General features: G+C 56.7%; 21 protein-coding genes. 9 read left to right on the top strand and 12 right to left on the bottom strand.

Features of this window, described 5'->3' with window-relative positions; all coding sequences use genetic code 11:
* Positions 1-142: 142 nt before the first annotated feature.
* Positions 143-613, bottom strand: coding sequence for a helix-turn-helix domain-containing protein (locus tag G570_RS13395; protein WP_169731736.1), 471 nt, complete (start codon positions 611-613; stop codon positions 143-145).
* Between the two features lie 79 nt (positions 614-692).
* Between G570_RS13395 and G570_RS06705 the strand changes: the two genes are divergently transcribed.
* Positions 693-1,532 carry a DUF2306 domain-containing protein gene (locus G570_RS06705; protein WP_245600267.1) on the top strand — a complete coding sequence of 280 codons (840 nt, stop codon included), beginning with the start codon at positions 693-695 and terminating at the stop codon, positions 1,530-1,532.
* 158 nt (positions 1,533-1,690) lie between these two features.
* Here the strand turns inward: G570_RS06705 and G570_RS13640 are convergent, their stop codons facing one another.
* Positions 1,691-1,909 (bottom strand): hypothetical protein, encoded by a 219-nt coding sequence (locus G570_RS13640; RefSeq protein WP_156930355.1) that lies wholly within the window; start codon positions 1,907-1,909, stop codon positions 1,691-1,693.
* Positions 1,910-2,072: 163 nt separating this feature from the next.
* Here G570_RS13640 and G570_RS06700 point away from each other — a divergent pair, with 163 nt between their 5' ends.
* The 4 genes from G570_RS06700 (at position 2,073) to G570_RS06690 (ending at position 3,995) form a co-directional block, all read left to right on the top strand.
* Positions 2,073-2,654 (top strand): hypothetical protein, encoded by a 582-nt coding sequence (locus tag G570_RS06700; RefSeq protein WP_156930354.1) that lies wholly within the window; start codon positions 2,073-2,075, stop codon positions 2,652-2,654.
* Between the two features lie 355 nt (positions 2,655-3,009).
* Complete coding sequence (locus tag G570_RS06695; protein WP_037500428.1) at positions 3,010-3,219, top strand: cold-shock protein; 210 nt, start codon at positions 3,010-3,012, stop codon at positions 3,217-3,219.
* 193 nt (positions 3,220-3,412) lie between these two features.
* On the top strand, positions 3,413-3,736 hold the full coding sequence (locus G570_RS13635) for a hypothetical protein (protein ID WP_156930353.1): 324 nt from the start codon (positions 3,413-3,415) through the stop codon (positions 3,734-3,736).
* Positions 3,723-3,995 (top strand): hypothetical protein, encoded by a 273-nt coding sequence (locus G570_RS06690; protein WP_037500426.1) that lies wholly within the window; start codon positions 3,723-3,725, stop codon positions 3,993-3,995. Before G570_RS13635 ends, G570_RS06690 begins: the two co-directional genes overlap by 14 nt.
* Positions 3,996-4,066: 71 nt before the next feature.
* Here G570_RS06690 and G570_RS14100 read toward each other — a convergent pair whose 3' ends face one another.
* From G570_RS14100 to G570_RS06670, 4 genes are all read right to left on the bottom strand, one after another.
* Positions 4,067-4,273: an SOS response-associated peptidase family protein gene (locus G570_RS14100; protein WP_342665226.1), complete on the bottom strand. Its 207-nt coding sequence runs from the start codon at positions 4,271-4,273 to the stop codon at positions 4,067-4,069.
* Between the two features lie 403 nt (positions 4,274-4,676).
* Positions 4,677-5,276, bottom strand: coding sequence for a hypothetical protein (locus tag G570_RS06680; RefSeq protein WP_156930352.1), 600 nt, complete (start codon positions 5,274-5,276; stop codon positions 4,677-4,679).
* A gap of 296 nt (positions 5,277-5,572) precedes the next feature.
* Entirely contained in the window at positions 5,573-6,889 is a 1,317-nt protein-coding gene (mauJ, locus tag G570_RS06675) for a methylamine utilization protein MauJ (protein WP_037500416.1), read from the bottom strand.
* Positions 6,890-7,296: 407 nt separating this feature from the next.
* Entirely contained in the window at positions 7,297-7,989 is a 693-nt protein-coding gene (locus G570_RS06670) for an isochorismatase family protein (RefSeq protein ID WP_051504116.1), read from the bottom strand.
* Between the two features lie 102 nt (positions 7,990-8,091).
* Between G570_RS06670 and G570_RS13390 the strand changes: the two genes are divergently transcribed.
* On the top strand, positions 8,092-8,991 hold the full coding sequence (locus tag G570_RS13390) for a LysR family transcriptional regulator (protein ID WP_084607580.1): 900 nt from the start codon (positions 8,092-8,094) through the stop codon (positions 8,989-8,991).
* A 225-nt stretch (positions 8,992-9,216) separates the two neighbouring features.
* On the opposite strand, the gene G570_RS06665 is transcribed toward G570_RS13390, so the two are convergent.
* From G570_RS06665 to G570_RS06655, 3 genes are all read right to left on the bottom strand, one after another.
* Positions 9,217-9,687, bottom strand: coding sequence for a fasciclin domain-containing protein (locus G570_RS06665; protein ID WP_245600323.1), 471 nt, complete (start codon positions 9,685-9,687; stop codon positions 9,217-9,219).
* A gap of 165 nt (positions 9,688-9,852) precedes the next feature.
* Positions 9,853-10,545: an anti-sigma factor gene (locus G570_RS13160; protein ID WP_051504114.1), complete on the bottom strand. Its 693-nt coding sequence runs from the start codon at positions 10,543-10,545 to the stop codon at positions 9,853-9,855.
* A complete protein-coding gene (locus G570_RS06655; protein WP_037500411.1) occupies positions 10,535-11,104 on the bottom strand; it encodes a sigma-70 family RNA polymerase sigma factor in 570 nt (189 codons plus the stop codon). Before G570_RS06655 ends, G570_RS13160 begins: the two co-directional genes overlap by 11 nt.
* 401 nt (positions 11,105-11,505) lie before the next feature.
* On the opposite strand from G570_RS06655, the gene G570_RS06650 reads away from it, so the two are divergent.
* On the top strand, positions 11,506-13,245 hold the full coding sequence (locus G570_RS06650) for a sensor domain-containing diguanylate cyclase (protein WP_084607578.1): 1,740 nt from the start codon (positions 11,506-11,508) through the stop codon (positions 13,243-13,245).
* On the opposite strand, the gene G570_RS13630 is transcribed toward G570_RS06650, so the two are convergent.
* Positions 13,234-13,434, bottom strand: coding sequence for a hypothetical protein (locus tag G570_RS13630; RefSeq protein WP_156930351.1), 201 nt, complete (start codon positions 13,432-13,434; stop codon positions 13,234-13,236). The two genes, G570_RS06650 and G570_RS13630, sit on opposite strands and share 12 nt — an antisense overlap.
* A 229-nt stretch (positions 13,435-13,663) precedes the next feature.
* On the opposite strand from G570_RS13630, the gene G570_RS14110 reads away from it, so the two are divergent.
* Together G570_RS14110 and G570_RS06640 are read left to right on the top strand one after the other, a co-directional pair.
* Positions 13,664-14,143, top strand: coding sequence for a winged helix DNA-binding protein (locus G570_RS14110; protein ID WP_084607576.1), 480 nt, complete (start codon positions 13,664-13,666; stop codon positions 14,141-14,143).
* Positions 14,144-14,581, top strand: coding sequence for a JAB domain-containing protein (locus G570_RS06640; protein ID WP_084607574.1), 438 nt, complete (start codon positions 14,144-14,146; stop codon positions 14,579-14,581).
* Positions 14,582-14,695: 114 nt separating this feature from the next.
* Here G570_RS06640 and G570_RS13625 read toward each other — a convergent pair whose 3' ends face one another.
* Entirely contained in the window at positions 14,696-14,920 is a 225-nt protein-coding gene (locus G570_RS13625; RefSeq protein WP_156930350.1) for a hypothetical protein, read from the bottom strand.
* A gap of 539 nt (positions 14,921-15,459) precedes the next feature.
* Positions 15,460-15,624 carry a hypothetical protein gene (locus tag G570_RS13620; protein ID WP_156930349.1) on the bottom strand — a complete coding sequence of 55 codons (165 nt, stop codon included), beginning with the start codon at positions 15,622-15,624 and terminating at the stop codon, positions 15,460-15,462.
* Between the last annotated feature and the right edge of the window lie 20 nt (positions 15,625-15,644).

Here is a 15,644-nt window from a genome sequence, read left to right as displayed (position 1 = left end):
TAGCGTCCAGCGTCGTCTCGGCGGGAAACGAAATTGGTCCGACGGTGGGCTACACAACGGCAGCTTTTCCTAATTTCGAGTTCAGAAGCAGACAGTCAGCTATCGGCCACTTCCCGACGCATTCAAGAACAGCGCATTCGCATTACGACTGTTGGCGAGACTGCTGGCGTGAAGCTTTGGTGGGGCATGTTCCGGTCCAGCGCTTAAACGCCCGCGAGAAGGCAGCTGCTTCCGAAAACCCGAGCCGATACGACACTTCTTTAATCGAGAGCCGCTCCACTTGAAGCAGGTTAAGGGCATGTCGGCGCAGCAGATCAGTGCGGATTTCATCGAAACTGGTGCCCAACGCTTTCAACTGCCGATAGAGGGTCTGCCGTGTGCAGCCTATCGCAGACGCAACTTCGACAATTGTCGGCGAGCCAATGGACAGCGATGCCAATAGTTCGCGTTCAACCCTCAGAATTAGGGACGGCCGGGGATTTTTAGCCCGTCGGCGCCGTGCCGATGCGACCATCCCGAAAATAACATAGCCGATCGCTCCCAGCGCGCGGGCGGTCCGCTCTGATGCATTCTGCGCCGACCATTCCTCGGGAACCATGCAACCTGCGATCATGCCTATGTCTCCCACGATCATCGCTTCGGTGTGATACCCGGATAATACAGGGGCCTCTGCTAGGCACAAGGAGCTGCCCGTGAAAAAACCATCAGATTCGCTTTCGATGCCATCCCAATCGCCGTCTGATGAAAATGCAAGGTCACTCCGGTGGATCAAGCGCGCGGCGCAGGGTTGCTTTGCCGCCATCGCTACGGGTCAGGGACTTTTTCTGACCTTCATTTTGGCTTTCTACTATCCAACGACCCTTCGCGGCGAGTGGGCTCACTGGAACGCCAAGCCCTTGATCGACGGTTTCAAGGTCGGCGATACGATTGGGAACCTGTTCTTCGCCATGCATGTACTCTTGGCCGCCGTGATCACCGCGGGAGGTGTGATACAACTCGTGCCCGCAATCCGGATTCGAGCACCGTCAGTGCATCGTTGGATCGGCCGCATCTACATGGTCACGGCAATGATACTCGCCGTTGGCGGCCTCTGGCTCGTATGGGGGCGAGGGACCTACCTGTCGACCATTGGTGCTGTCGGCATTTCAGCAGACGCTGTCGCAATGCTGACCTTTGCTGGCTTGGCCTGGCGATCGGCTAGGGCCAGAAACTATGCACAGCACAGGCGATGGGCGTTGCGGCTCTTTGCGGTCGCGAGTGCGGTGTGGTTCATGAGAGTGGGATACATGGTTTGGGGGATTGCGACAGGCGGAGTGGGCATCGGCCCGTCCATGGATGGCCCCTTCGACTTCTTCATCGCGTTCGGTAATTCGCTGTTACCGCTGGCCATAGCCGAAGCCTACCTTCGAGCTCTAGAGCGACCTAACAAGGTTGCGCGGTACGGAGTGACCGCGCTGCTCGCGACGAGCGCAACGATCGTTGTCGTTGGCAGCGCCGGCGCGTGGTTTGTGATGTGGAAGCCCTTTATTTAAGCTCGCCTATGCAGGTTGCGCTTGGCGGCGGTGGGCCTGGAATCTCGCTTATATGTCTAACTCGACAGACAGCCTTGCTACGTAGTTGTCCGCTAATATGCGTCGCTTATCGAAAAGCAGACCGTCCGCTCTCGGCCATTTGCGGTCGTTCGGTAGTGTCAGCAGTCGAGCTTATCACTCTTGGTCAGCTTGCCCGGTTCTTCGTCCGGCTCTTGGGTACCAATCGGTATCCACTGCGCGAGCTCAAGAAGGAATTCGGACAAAGTAGCAGTTTTCAGAACATGCTCCTGCGCCTCGGGGGTCATATTTTTAAATGCGAGGTTGCACGCATAAAAAAATCGCCTGCGGAAGACCTCATCTGTTTCAGGTTGCTTCATTCGGAGCTCCTCAGGTTCAGCCCGACTTCGTGTTCGTGAGATAGGCCCATGCTAGTGATCGATCTACCAAGACTTTTGCGCCGCTTCGATGGCCGGATATTCAAAGCTAGAGTCGGCAACCGACCCATTGCGGTCATTGCTGTAGTAGAGCAGGTTGCTTGGCATGACGATGGCCGCCACCCCGCCCTCAGCACACGAGCAAGTGATTGAGCAGCGCCTAGTTGAGTGCGGACTAAGCAGAGGTGGCTTTACCGTAAAATATGAGGACTACCTTCAAAGCATCGAGATTGTGATTACGTCCGCTGCTGGCGCGCGGAAGGAGCATTTTCCGTGCATTCGCCAAGCGGTTGAGCACGAGATCGTGAGCTTTGCCGATGGCAGCATGCAGAAGGCGTATTCGGATTACGAAGGCGAAATATTGCGCCCACAAATGCTCGAAAGTGCGACAGCGGAGGTGAAGAAGCGCGGACTTCTGAAGAACTTTCCGGATAGAAATAGCTTCGCCAGCTTAGAACTCTACGCTCAGGCATTGGAGCGGCACAGCGGGTTAGCGCCGGGGTCAGCCCTTAGAGTATCGGGACAGACAATCGTCTTCGATCCATCGAGAGGTCAAACCAACGTTAGAGACTTTGACAAACGATACTCCAGCTTGCTCGCTGTGATAATGTTTGCAACGGCGCGCGGCGATTTCAAAAACTTCGGGTTTATCGGGAATGAGGCGGTCGCCGATCCCGCAGGCAAGTGATTAAGCGGCAGGGTTTGCCGCTGCATCGAATGTCCGCTTTCCACCCATTGCGGTCATTAGCCGTATAGCCGCTTTGCGCCCTTCTCGGTCGGTTGTGGCTCGGATTGTGGGTTCCGAGAAAGGTCATTCGTTCAGGATGGCGAGAATGTCCGCTTTCGACCCATTGCGGACATTCGCGATCGACCTCGGGTTTATTTCCTGTATGGCCTTACAATCGCTGAAGTCATCACCAATATAACAGTAGCTACCAGTCGATTTTCGACGGTCCAAGGACTTTACCAACCCTTTCTCCTTCGTGGACGTCTCCTAGCTGGGAGCGGCCATTTCGGCACGTTCCACCCAGAAGGAATTAATCATGGCCAATTATGGCAAGATCACCACATTCGACGCCGTCAAGGGCTCTGGCATGATCCAGCCTGAAAAGGGTGGAAATCCGTTGCGCTTCGATCGCAGCGCTCTGAAATGGGACAGCAAGACTGACCCGGCTGTTGAACAGCGGCTGAGCTATGAAAATGGCAAGGATGCCAATGGCAATGCTTGTGCAGTTGGGCTTCAGATAGCTTAGTCTCGGGGGGTCGGGCGGAGGGAAACCTCCGTCCGTTCGCCGTAATCAAGGATCTTAAGAATGATCCCCCACACCTTTCGAGCAACCTGGGCCCAGATTATGTGGCCCGCAACGCTGACCATGATGTTCGTGGCAGCGGGTCTGCTTGTCGCCTTTGCTTGAGGAAATCATGTCCCCGCTGCGCCACTTTCGCATGTTCTTCACTTCTAAGGAGGAGATGGCGTCGCGTCAGGCCGATAAAGTGACAAGCGCAAAATCAGCTCTATCGCTTCTGAACGTGGAAGTTGACGTTTGGGAAAATGAAGGCGGACCGATCGCCCCGCTTCCATCGCCTCCGCCGGACGAGTTGCAGCGTTACGGCATCGTGCCGGTGCAACTGACAGTATTCGACTGGGGTGGTTATCGCTATTCAAACTTGAAAGACGCAATTGCTGCCGCGAAGCGATCAACCGGGCCGGTCGGAAGTCGGAATTCGATGCCGATTGTCGCAGGACACCAATCGCATGCGAACAACTAAGTCGACGATCACCTTCCGCAGTCCGTTCAGCTTGAACAGTGATGTCGGCGAACTGCCTGCTGGCACCTACGACGTCGAGATCGACGAAGTCGAGATACTTGCAGGGAGCCACACCGGCTATCGCCGCACGGCAGCCTATATCTACGTGAACAGCCTTGGATCGACGCGTATGCTCGTGTTTGATCCCGACCAGCTCAACGCAGCACTGGAGCGGGATGCACAGGCGCCGATGAGAGTTGACCCCTCGTCCGGACATTAAACTTGCGTAGCGAGTTCCATAACCATCGATCGCATTGCCTACCAGCGGCAGCTTTCCACCCATTGCGGCCATTAACGCCTAACCCGCGGGTTGGCGGTTTGGCGGATGGTCACGTCGGCGGGATACGGTTGGCATAGGAGCCGCGCATCATCGGGCGGACTGTCGAGCCAATCCGGCCAAGTCTCATGACGGAGGATAACAGGCATTCGGTCATGGACTCCGGCGACTTGGGCGCAAGCCTCGGTCATCACCATGGAATAGGCCGGACCCCATTCCACCGTTTCCCGCCATATCCCTGCGACCGCGAGGGCTCCGTCGTCCGGCAACGCGAATCAAGTCCGCGTTATCGCCCCTCTTTCGCCTTCGGCTTTGGCAAACTCCGTCACCGGGATTAGGCATCGGCGGGCTTGGAAGCTCGGTCGCCAAAACCCGCCGTCTAGCTTGCCGGTCCGGGCATTGTTGACAGGCTTTGGCTTAAGCGGCTGGCCGCTCTTGCCCTTCATGGCGAGCGGGAAGCCCCATGTCATTTGCCGGACGCGACCTTCCGCGACGACCAGCTCGGGATAACCGGATAGACCATCTCGCCGGCATTGCCCGGAGGATCGGTTCGGGCCGCAAAGAGCTTGGCGATTTCGGCAGGGCCTTTCGACAGTCGATAGAGGTTGCACATATCGCGCCCGCCTATGCCGTTATTTTCGGAGGATGGACGATTGTCTTTCCGGCCCTCGGCTGATCCTCGATGATCACGGATTCATCCCAATAATGGAGCAGGATTTCATGCCTGTCTGGATCCAACAGCGCCTTGATGTCTGCCGGGGATGTCTCGCCGGCCTCGATCAGGCTGCTGCTTGGTCTGTAGGTCACTCGCGGGGTGAGGTTTCCGCCGATCCTTTGAACCAGAAAGCCGTCAGCTCCGATGCTCTGGCCCTGAAAAACAGACGGATTGCTCGAGTCTTGGTCGATCCGGCTGACATGCTTGTCGATCGCTTTCACGAGGGCGCAATACTCCCGGAACGCATTGTCGTCCTGCGCGGCCGCTGTCCGGGCGTTCCATTGCCGGGTATATTCGCCCCCTTCCTGAGGGGTGATCGGATAGCGGGCATCCTCCTCGATGAAATCGGTCATCAACTGCAGATGATTGCGGGCCTTGTCGTCCAGCGGAAACTCCACCTCCTCTGCCAGGACGATCAGCTTATGTCGAAAGCGTTTCCTGAGGTCGCGCTTGAATAGTGCCTGAGGGCAATGCCCATAGGCTCTGAGGGCGCCGCTCTTGAGATACATCTCGGCAGCATAGCTGAGGAGCAGGACCGACGACCTAGGCAGCCCCTCAATCAGAACCAGCGACCGACCATAGCCCGGGGGACGCATCGATGTCTTGAGCTGACGGAAAAAGGAACGCCGCCTCCATCGCCATGCGGCCCTGAGAATGCGAGCGGACTCATATTGCCCGTCTCCCTCCTTTTGCCATTCGCCGTGACTGAAAATGCCCTTGCCGGAATAGCGGATGAGCGGCCCGATCGTGGAGGTGCCCTGCCGCTTTGCTTGACGGTTCCCGCCTTCCCCTGATGAGCGCTGGTTCAGAGTCCGGCCTCTTTTCTACGGGCAGCCTCGGCATTCCAATCTTCGATTTTTTTGTTCAGGCCGTCATGGTCGGCCCAGTAATTGCAGGGGATGAACGCATCGACCCGGGAAAGCAGGGAGCGATCATCGCTATTAAAGATATGCAGCTCACCGTTCCCGACATATTCCAGAATGAACCGATTGAGGGCTGCTGCATTTTCCGCGGCCCTCGCAGACCCATCATCGCCCGCCCGGATGTCGTTCATCCAATCGAATGTCAGCCGCTCCTCGGCAAAGTCGAGAGCAAATCGCATGTCCACCAGATCGTCTGCTGATCGATACCAGAGTTCCAGCCTCCTATTCTCCTGATGGGCCTCAACCGGACGCATGCCATGCAAAGGCGGGAACGGCTCCTTGCGGCGGAGTTCGACATCAATCAGCGGTAATTCGATACCTTCTCCAGCTCTGCCTATTTCGCCTGAATCGATTGATGCACACCTTTCGGCTCCAATGAGCGCCTTGAACCCGGCAAGCTCATAGAGGTGCTCCCTGAAAATCGTGCTCCGAGTTTTGACGCCGAGCACCCTCTCGATCGCCAGCTCCGCGAGGCCTCTCATCACAGGAAGCTCGCCAGCAATTCGATCAAAATCGGACGCATCGTCTGGATTGATGATGGGATCGGATTGGGCATGGGCGATTGCCATGCGTCCCGATTTATAGAGGTGGCCTCCGACATCTTTGATGCCGGCCTTCTTTAGTTCCTCAAGGGCTTCCAGCCCCTGCCGGTCCATGATCGCGTCAATGTTGTCCGTTTGCCACTGCTTTCGGACTTTTCCGTCCGGCATGGCTGCCTCCAGTACGCGATAGAACGACAAGAAGGCGTATGCCGGATGGGTGAGTCCACGTCCTTCCCGCATCAAAGCCAGAGCGAGGCCCTGCCTCTCATCCAATCCCTCAGCCAAATCTGTAAGGTTCAGGTCGCGCGTGATGGTATGACCGAATGACTTTTCGCGACGCAGGGGAACTGGTCGCCTACCCCCGGTGAAACCAACGACGATCGCGCCCGAGCTTTCGACCCACGACATTGCACTGGTAAATCTGAGGATCGCGGATTTCGCGTCATTGAGCTTATCCTCGCCCCGCTTGAGGGCGACCGCCGGATAATGGTCGTTGGCAAGTGGAATGAGGAAGAAAGTCCGACCGTCAAAGTCCTGCTTTTGATAGGTGACAGGCCAGGCAATCGAGGTCTCCAAATTGGCGACTATCCAGTCCCCAACCTCTGCGATTTCGCCGACGAGAGCGTCTTTCAACTCCAGTATTTCGGGCATGACCATTCGCTGACGCTACCAAAAATTTCAGCGTTGGGCAGCGCCGTCCCAGACAATTAGAAAAGTGGCGAACAGCGAGAGCAAAAGTCGCGATTTATGAATTGGAGGGGGGGCGGTCGGAGTCCAGCTCCCCAGGGTTCTCAACTTTCACACCTCCCCCGCCCCCCCAAGGCCATTCCTAATGGCCGAAATGGGTCGGATTCAGCGATTCGCCGTTATTCTGAACGAACGGCAGGAATGGCGCCTGGCCAACCCGAAAAGCGGACCGTCCGCTTTCGGCCAGGTCGCGACATCTGGCGAGCTTATCGGTTCCCTGACGAGTTACGGCCGGACTGGGTGGGAAGCCGACATCAGACGCACAGTTAGATCGCATGATAGATGCCGCAAATCAGGTAGCGGCAACTGAATTATGGCTAGCTTCGAGCCTGCTCGTATGTTGCCTGCCGAGCGTTCTCGGCACCGACGTCAGCAATGACAGCTGAGGTGGCCACACGGAACGCATCCTCCACCATTCGCAGGCTCCCCTGATGCTCTGAGTATATCTTGATCAGCCCAGCTGCCTCGGGTCTTGCAAAATCTCCCAGAAGTTCCGCCGCAAGGGGTGACCACGTCGTGACTACCGCCCCCAATGCAGTGAGTCTTGCAACGGCTGCGCGTTCGGCTCGATCGTCGAGCGAGGCTGAAGCGTCCAGTACGACATAGACCTGATATCCTTCAGCGAGCGCCGGCTGGGCAGTGAAGGTGACACACTGCTCAGTTGTGATCCCGGCCATGATCAACTGCCGCCTGCCTGTATTTCGCACCCAATCGGCATAACCTGGTGCGTCCCATGCGCCGACCGTCGAGCGATTGATGAACTCCATTGCTGGAAAGAACTGCTCGAGCTCCTCCATTTCTGCCCCCAGGTAAGTGCGTCCTGAGCGATCGCCGGTTCCCAGTACTGGGAGGTTGAAGAGCTTGGCGACCTTGGCCAAGGCGAGCGCATTGTTCTTCAATAGACCGGGATCGATCGACCGGCATGCACTCATCAACCCATGCATGTAATCGATCGGAAGGAAGATTGCGTTCTCGGATTTCAGACGTGGGGCCTTCGCTAGCTCATTCATGGTGGTCAGCTCCCGTAACGATCAATCTTCGTTTGCATCATCAGGAAGCGTTCAGGTAGCAGAGCTAATCGAAACAGTTCGTCTCGAAAATGGAACGACCTCGTGAATGCTGACGATCTTCGCATTTTTGGTCTTGTTGCGAACGCAAGCAGCTTGGCGGCCGCTGCCCGAGAGATGCGGCTGCCAAAAGCAACCGTAAGTAGGAGGCTGGCGCGACTTGAGGCTAGCGTTGGCGGTCGATTGTTTGACCGCGCGGCGGGCCGGCTCAGGTTAACTGCTCTCGGAGAGACGTTGCAGGGTCCGGCCGAGCAGGCTCGCCTTGCGACCATCGCAGCACTTAGCGCGGCGGAAGCTGCTGTGAGCGAGCCACGAGGTCTAGTCCGTGTGAGTTCGCCGCGCTTATTCGGCCAGCGAATGATTGCTCCAGAGCTGGGTAACCTTGTCAGGCAATTTCCTGAACTGAGAGTTGAGCTCATTCTCAATCAGGAGCCTCAAGATCCACTTCGAGGCGCCTTCGATATTTCGATCTGGGTAGTGGTTCCGACAAATCCCGAACTCGTGGTCCGACGCTTAGGTTCGGTTCAGACCGGCCTGTTCTTGCCGGCCGAAGTGGAACCTATCGGGATCGACGACTTAAACTCTCTTGGGCGCTTCACGCTGGCTTCGCCTGCCGCACCTGATTGGCACCTCGTGAGAGATACAGAGTCGATTACAATTTCGGGGCCTGTGCGGGCGGTTGCTAACGATCCAGAAGCGCAACTCGCAATGCTGCTTTCGGCGGGCGTCGGCATTGCGCTTCTACCGCTGTTCCTGGCTTCGCCCTTAGTTAGCGAGGGCAAGCTTCAGCAGATACTTGGCGATTGGCGAACCCCCGAGGTCCCTTTTTATTCTGTGATGCCACCGGGGCGAGGGGCAGTTCCGGCCGTCCGAGCTATTATCGACCGGCTTCATCGGCGCCTCAAGCGTGCGGATGTATGGATTTCAACTGAGACAGCCGATTAAAGGTGCGCATGGCTCAGCTAATGACTGCCATGGGGCGCTTTCGGCCATTCAACAATTTCCTGAACGAACGGCAGGAAATGCCACTCAGCTTCCCGAAAGAAAACGGTCCGCTTTCGGCCAATCTCTGACAAAGTCCGTCTCGGCACGACCTGCACCGATAAGTGCCGGGCGGGAGGAGGTGCCCGCCCGGCATGGCCAACGGGGGCAATCGTTGGCCATTGAACGCTACGGCATGAGGACGCTGTCGATGACGTGGATGACGCCATTGGACTGCATGACGTTGGCGATGGTGATCTTGGCCTTGCCGCCTTTTGCGTCGATGACCCACCAGTAGCCGCTGCCCTTTTTGACTTGCAGCTTTTCACCCTGAACCGTGGTGAGCGTGGCCGTACCGCCATGCTTGGCCGCCATCGCCTGGATCTGGCCGGCAGTTAGCCGTCCCGTAACGACGTGATAGGTCAGGATCGACGTCAATTGCGCCTTGTTCTCCGGCTTCACCAACGTTTCGACGGTCCCGGCCGGCAACTTGGCGAACGCCGCGTTGGTCGGCGCAAAGACGGTGAAGGGGCCGGCGGAGTTGAGCGTATCCACCAATCCCGCAGCCTTGATCGCGGCCACCAGCGTCGTGTGATCCTTCGAATTGACCGCGTTCTGAACGATCGTTTTCGTGGGATACATGGCGGCTCCACCGACCATCGGGTTGGCGGCAATCGTGGGCGCGGAAAGCGAAATCGCGAGAACCGAAAGCGCGGCGAGTTTCAAACGAACGTTCATGGATCTTCTCCCTTTGTCAGCGAGCCGACGGGCAGCTCAGGAGAGGATACGGGGCGTCCCATTCGACGGATGCACTTGTCGAGAAAATTAAACCGGGGTGAGCGTACCGCTCGCAACGACCGGCCCGGTCGGCCGGCCCGTCGGCGAACCGCCCGCTGGTTCGATTGAAATCGCCAGAACCGATCCCGCGGGCAAGGTGACAGTACTCGGGATCGTCGCCGACATCCCTTCTGCGGACGGCGCCAGAATACCGATCGGCTCGGGGCTGGCCTCCCCGACGATCACCCAGAGTTGCGCGGATCTGCCCGTCGGGACGTCAAGACCGGCCGGCATCCGCAGTCGATGGGTTGTGACATCAATGACCGCCGGCATCTTCGTGACGCCGTCTTGCGCCGTGAGTGCCGCGGCGACGACAGCGCTCGGCGTCGCGGCCGGTGGGACATCCGTTCGGATTGGTTGCCGGACGAGGAGCAGGAGCGCAAGGCCCGCCGCGAGCGCGCCCGACAGGCCGGTTGCAATCTTCCAGGGCCGAGCCGGGTTGTCGTTTGCTGCGGACGGATCGGCAAGCCGGAGCAGCCGATCGTAACCGTCCGCCGGTAGCTCTGCATCAGGCACTTGTCCAAACCAAGTTGCAAAATGACGCTGCCAGCGCTCGACCTCATTGGCGAAATCAAGGTCATCGCGCGATCGACGTTGGGCATCGAACAACTCGTCGCCTTCCAGGAGCCCAAGCGCCAATTCCGCGGCGAGAACGCTGTCCGGACGCAGATCATCGGCCATCGAGGCAATCCTTTAGCTTCAGCAGGCCACGGCGAACCCAAGTCTTCATCGTGCCCAAGGGAACGTTCTGGCGCTCGGCGAGCTCGGCGTAGGTCACGCCCTCGAAAAAAGCCGTCCGGATGGCATTTCGCTGGACGGGTTTGAGCTTTTCCAAACACAAATGCAGCCGGTTCGTCTCTTGTGCCGCGGCAGCGCTGTCTTCCGGGCTCGGATGCGGATCGGGAACATCGGCTAGCGCAAGATCGGATTCCATTGGCCGACCATGGCGCCTCACCCAGTCGATCGAGCGACTTCGCGCAATGGTGCAAAGCCACGCCGTTGCAGTCCCGCGCGCGGGATCAAACGCGACGCGTCGTCGCCAGACATTGAGATACACCTCGTTCAACGTGTCTTCCGCCGCTTGATAGTCACGACAGATACGCAGGCAGACCGAAAAAAGCTTCGGCGCCGTCAGCCGATAAAGCGCAGCGAGAGCGTTCCGGTTGCCCTCTTGAACGGCCGTCAGAGCGCGATCGACTTCGGCGGCGCTGACATCGCTTGAGCGTCGGACGAGACCCATGGGAAAGGCGTAGTGGCAACGTCAAAGCGCGGCAAGCGTGAAGGCGAAGGGCTTTCGTAAGGGTGACGCATGCGTGGATTAGGCGGTCTGCCATATTACTGGCATTCTAGCCGCGCGTAGGATTGGGGCTGCGCGAGGCCGAAAATGCCAGAATCAGACTTTGAAGCAGACCGTCCGCTTTCGGCCAAGAACAGCCGAGCCTCTGGATGCCAACGAGATCTCATATTTTGCGGCGACTAATAAAGAGAAGCGGACATTGGCGGGGGCACATCCGGTCGTCGATAGCGGCGCTTTGCGGCGAACATATTGCCCGCTAGCTCAACGTTCGCGTGCAATTCGATTCAATCCAGAATGGTTTGATCGCCAACTCATATTCAACGTGAAACCTTCATCCAGCGGACATGACGACCGTTGCTCCTCGATCATTGGCGATTGCAGTCGGCTACTTCTTCGTAGCCTCCATGACGATTGCCTTCACGAGATTCGGAGGCGGTTTTGCCACGCTCTGGTTCGCCACAGCCTACTTATCCTCGGCCTTGGTCAGCCTTCCGCGGCATCATTGGTCAGCCAGTCTGACGCTCTGTGGAATATCGAGTGCGCTGGCAACGGGCATGTTCGGGTTGGGGTGGGAGCTGTCAGTACCGCTGGCGCTCATCAACATGGCCGAAGGCTTTTTGGCCGCTAGCTTGATGCGTCGTCGCGTAGCATCGCAAACTCTAGATTCGCTATCTTGGTTTGGCGCGTTCGTCATAAAAGTAGGCGTCTTGGCACCGATGGCTGGCGCAACTCTGGGCGCCATCGTCTTGTGGTCAGCCGGCAAAGCCAGTTTGGTCACATCTTGGGGAACATGGTTCGTTGGTCACTCGCTAGGCAACCTGACGTTTACGCCGATCTGGCTTTTGATCTGGACGGGGGAAGTAAGGAAGACACTGCTTTCAGCAAAATCTCACTCCACGCATGAGCAAGTCATTTTATATCTCATTTTCCTCGCTACGACACTGTTCACGTTCGCCCAATCACGCTGGCCTTTGCTTTTCCTTCCGCTCGGCCCTCTGACGCTGATTTGTTTCCGACATGGTCGAGTGCTCCCTGCATTGTCCGTAGCAACCTTGGGTGTTGTCGGCGGTCTGTTTACTGCAATAAGCCACGGGCCGGTGGCGCTCGCAGCCAGAGACGCAGCGACCCAGGTACAGTTCTTCCAGTTCTATCTGGCTTCCGTCGTCCTCACCATTTTACCGGTCGCGGCTGACCTTCGAAATCGACGCAAACTGATGCGAGCTGCGCGAGAAAGCGAAGCGCGATTCAGGACAGTCCTGGACCACAGCACGGATGTGGTGTTGCACATGCAGACGGACGGCAAGATAATCTACGCCTCCAAGTCAGCCGGAGATTTAACAGGCCGTACAACATCTTCCTTGATTGGATTGAATGCGTTGTGCCTCGTTGACGCGGGTTGGCAAGAATATGTTTCCCAATGTCATGAGCAGGTTCTGGCCTCTCGCGGCGCAAATTTCAGATACGAGTATATGGCCGATACGGTCGACGGTGAGTCTAGGTGGTTTGAAACCGTTTCACGCGCCATCATGAACGAGAACGGGCGCGTAGAGAGCGTGATCAGCATCGTGCGAGATATCGACGAGCGAAAGATCGATGAGCAAGCACTTGTGAGAGAAGTGTCGACGGACAGCCTGACCGGGCTTGCCAACCGACGGGCGTTCGAGCGGGAATTTGATAAACAAGTCGCCGGCATTCGATCGGTAGCGATCATCGACATCGATCACTTCAAATCCATCAACGACCGTTACGGGCATGGAGGCGGAGATTGTGCTCTTCAAACGTTTGCCGAAGTCGCACGGCGGACCATGCGTAAGAATGACCTGATTGCGCGAATCGGAGGCGAAGAATTTGCCATCCTTTTTGACGGCCTCAGAGCTGACCAAGCCTTTGAAATTTGCGAGCGCTTACGGATTGAAATGGCAAGCGCAGTGACCTTTTATGGCCCCAAGCATATAAAATTCACTATATCCGCAGGAATAACCGACGTGTCGTCGCCCGACATTGCCTTCGTGTTGGCGAGGGCCGATCAAGCGCTTTACACCGCTAAGCGCGAAGGACGGGACCAGCTGAGGTTAGCCGCGTAACTCAGACAGACTCGATTGTGCGACCGGCTCATGAATTTCGTCACGCAGCTGGTTGATCGCCAAATCCAGGTTGACTGCTGCGAAGCTTTCAGACCCAGATTCATCGAGCAGTGCGAGCGCCCACACCATAAGATTGAGCGCTTCTTCTAGTTTAGATCCGGCAGAAACGGATGCGACCGAGTTACCCATGCTTCACCCCTTGAGCGAAGCGCAATCCTCGCGACACCCAGGCACAACATACTAAATCTCAGCTGCAAAAGAAGTCACTTTGTCGACCAGCCGACACGCTGTCCCGCGATAGGAAAGTCAACATTTTAGACCCAAAATGGACCGAACGGGTTGTAAATATCTAATGCGGCAATATGTTGGTCCGGCTCGGTTCATACTAGCCATCCTTGGCTAGAAGTGGTGTTGTAAGATGAATCGGCCAATAAATCCCAACATTACTCGCGCAGATCTCGATGCAATGGCGCGTTTGTTCCGCGCTCTTCAGCATTCCCTCCCGTCTGAAGCCAGTTCTAATCTGGGAATAGTGAGCTCGTCCCAGCCGCCTGAGGCCGTAAAACTTGCCCGCAGGGTGAAAAGCGCAAGGAATTACAGGTCAACGTTTCTTCACTCGGATTTGTTCGGCGAGCCGGGATGGGACCTTATGCTGGCTTTGTATATTGCCGAAGGCGAGGGATACCGCCTGCGAATATCGGAAATTTGCGACGAGAGCGGCGTTCCCGCCACTACTGCGCTCCGTTGGATCGACAAACTGGTGTCGATGGGCCTGGCGAGAAAGCGGGCAAATCCGACTGACATGAGATCATCGTTCATAGAAATCACGGAGCAAGGCTGCGAGGGTATGTCGGCGTGCTTGTTGGCAATGCACCATAAATTTCTGGAGCCGCGCTAAGTGGGCGCGATTTTCGATAGAGGTCGTCAAAAATCGATTTTTGCGACCCTCCAACATATTGGATGGCGTGTGGGAGTGGATTCCGTCTGGTCGCCGAAGCACCTGATCGATTTTGTCTCATCCTCTTTTTATAAGGACTATCCAGGCGTTTATTGTTGCTACCTCAACGACAGATCTGAGCTACTCAAGATAGAGCTGATGGCAGTAGGAAGCTTTGACCGAATTCCATTCAAGGATTTTTTGCTGGCTCGAAGAGCTCAAAAGTTCGGAGCCTCGGCGATTGTCTTAGGCTATAGCGATCCAGGCGGAGCGCCTCTGGCAAGCACGGAAATTTCCAAACTCAAAACGCTGGCCAGAAACCTGGAGGAGTTTGACCTGACCTTGATCGAGTTGGTCAGGGTCAGCGGAAATGGACTGGAGCGCCATCGCTTAGTTTAATGGCGGCTGGCATCTCGCTTCGATATGCCAGCCGCCAAGATTCGGACGCTGTAGACGCGCTAATATAGATTCCCGGTGATAGGCCAAGGAATTATTCGCGCCGATTTGGACAAATTATGCCTCGTCACTGGAATCTTTCAGAGGCAATTTTTCGCCGTAATATTCCGAACAGGCCATCGCCAAATTTACCCAAACCAAAGCGTTTTCGCGTTCGCGCCAGGTAGTGGCATTTTCGGCTTCGTTGCGGAAAATCTCGGCAATGACTTGAAAGGATGGCGGGCCTAAAATCTGCTCTGGTAGCGAGCACAACTCGCCCGGTTCTAACACGCTGGTACTCATAAGGTGGCTCTAAATGGTTTCAGAATGAAACCCCACTGCCAATCCACGAACGACAGCTTCTGCGCGACAAGGCGAGCGGTGGGAGCGAAATGCGACCGAGACTGCCGAATTAAAAATTCAACGCGACTTCTCATCGACGTCTGGGCCTCGGTCGCCAACCCAGGGTGACTCATCAATTAAGGGCGCGCCCCTTGGCCCTCGTTCTCCACTAATGCCAACAAACGTCCGCCCACCATGGAGCGTAGTTGATGACCGTTGTCCCCAACCCGGGCACATAAACATTGATCGTGCATCGATTGCCGTGCGGTTGAGCAGGGCCGGCGGCGGCAGGAACAGCGGCAAGTGTGACCGACGCTACGAATACGGCCAAATATCGGACGGCTTTCATTAGGCTTCTCCATTTTTCGAGAAGCCCATTGAACGCGATTGGATTTAATCGTTGCTCGCCAATGCCCCCACTATGGATAACGTCCGGCCGTAATGGGCGTTCGCCAAGTTTGATCGATAATTCGTTCCTTAACGCGCGATCGATGTGGCGCCTAATTGTTCAGGCCATCGGCTTGCAATCGCGCCAAATCCCGCTCGCCCTCGTCGGCCATTAGGCGCAACTCCGCGGCGGTTCTTGGATCACCAGTGCTTGCTGCCAGATTGCGACACAGCTTGATGCGATTCCGCATCTTCTCCATTAATTCAGTTCGTTCCATAGGCCCGACCAATGGTTTTA

This window comes from Sphingomonas jaspsi DSM 18422 (assembly GCF_000585415.1).
Lineage (GTDB): Bacteria > Pseudomonadota > Alphaproteobacteria > Sphingomonadales > Sphingomonadaceae > Sphingomicrobium > Sphingomicrobium jaspsi.
This window is presented reverse-complemented; position numbering and strand designations above follow the sequence as displayed.

Coding starts and splice junctions, on each gene's coding strand:
- mauJ (WP_037500416.1), bottom strand. CDS start 6,889: ATGGTCATGCCCGAAATACTGGAGTTGAAAGACGCTCTCGTCGGCGAA.
- G570_RS06655 (WP_037500411.1), bottom strand. CDS start 11,104: ATGGGTCTCGTCCGACGCTCAAGCGATGTCAGCGCCGCCGAAGTCGAT.
- G570_RS14110 (WP_084607576.1), top strand. CDS start 13,664: ATGAATCGGCCAATAAATCCCAACATTACTCGCGCAGATCTCGATGCA.
- G570_RS06670 (WP_051504116.1), bottom strand. CDS start 7,989: ATGAATGAGCTAGCGAAGGCCCCACGTCTGAAATCCGAGAACGCAATC.
- G570_RS13635 (WP_156930353.1), top strand. CDS start 3,413: ATGTTCTTCACTTCTAAGGAGGAGATGGCGTCGCGTCAGGCCGATAAA.
- G570_RS06700 (WP_156930354.1), top strand. CDS start 2,073: ATGACGATGGCCGCCACCCCGCCCTCAGCACACGAGCAAGTGATTGAG.
- G570_RS13620 (WP_156930349.1), bottom strand. CDS start 15,624: ATGGAACGAACTGAATTAATGGAGAAGATGCGGAATCGCATCAAGCTG.
- G570_RS13625 (WP_156930350.1), bottom strand. CDS start 14,920: ATGAGTACCAGCGTGTTAGAACCGGGCGAGTTGTGCTCGCTACCAGAG.
- G570_RS06695 (WP_037500428.1), top strand. CDS start 3,010: ATGGCCAATTATGGCAAGATCACCACATTCGACGCCGTCAAGGGCTCT.
- G570_RS13640 (WP_156930355.1), bottom strand. CDS start 1,909: ATGAAGCAACCTGAAACAGATGAGGTCTTCCGCAGGCGATTTTTTTAT.
- G570_RS06680 (WP_156930352.1), bottom strand. CDS start 5,276: ATGTATCTCAAGAGCGGCGCCCTCAGAGCCTATGGGCATTGCCCTCAG.
- G570_RS13160 (WP_051504114.1), bottom strand. CDS start 10,545: ATGGCCGATGATCTGCGTCCGGACAGCGTTCTCGCCGCGGAATTGGCG.
- G570_RS06690 (WP_037500426.1), top strand. CDS start 3,723: ATGCGAACAACTAAGTCGACGATCACCTTCCGCAGTCCGTTCAGCTTG.
- G570_RS06665 (WP_245600323.1), bottom strand. CDS start 9,687: ATGGTCGGTGGAGCCGCCATGTATCCCACGAAAACGATCGTTCAGAAC.
- G570_RS13630 (WP_156930351.1), bottom strand. CDS start 13,434: ATGGGTAACTCGGTCGCATCCGTTTCTGCCGGATCTAAACTAGAAGAA.
- G570_RS06650 (WP_084607578.1), top strand. CDS start 11,506: ATGACGACCGTTGCTCCTCGATCATTGGCGATTGCAGTCGGCTACTTC.
- G570_RS13395 (WP_169731736.1), bottom strand. CDS start 613: ATGATCGCAGGTTGCATGGTTCCCGAGGAATGGTCGGCGCAGAATGCA.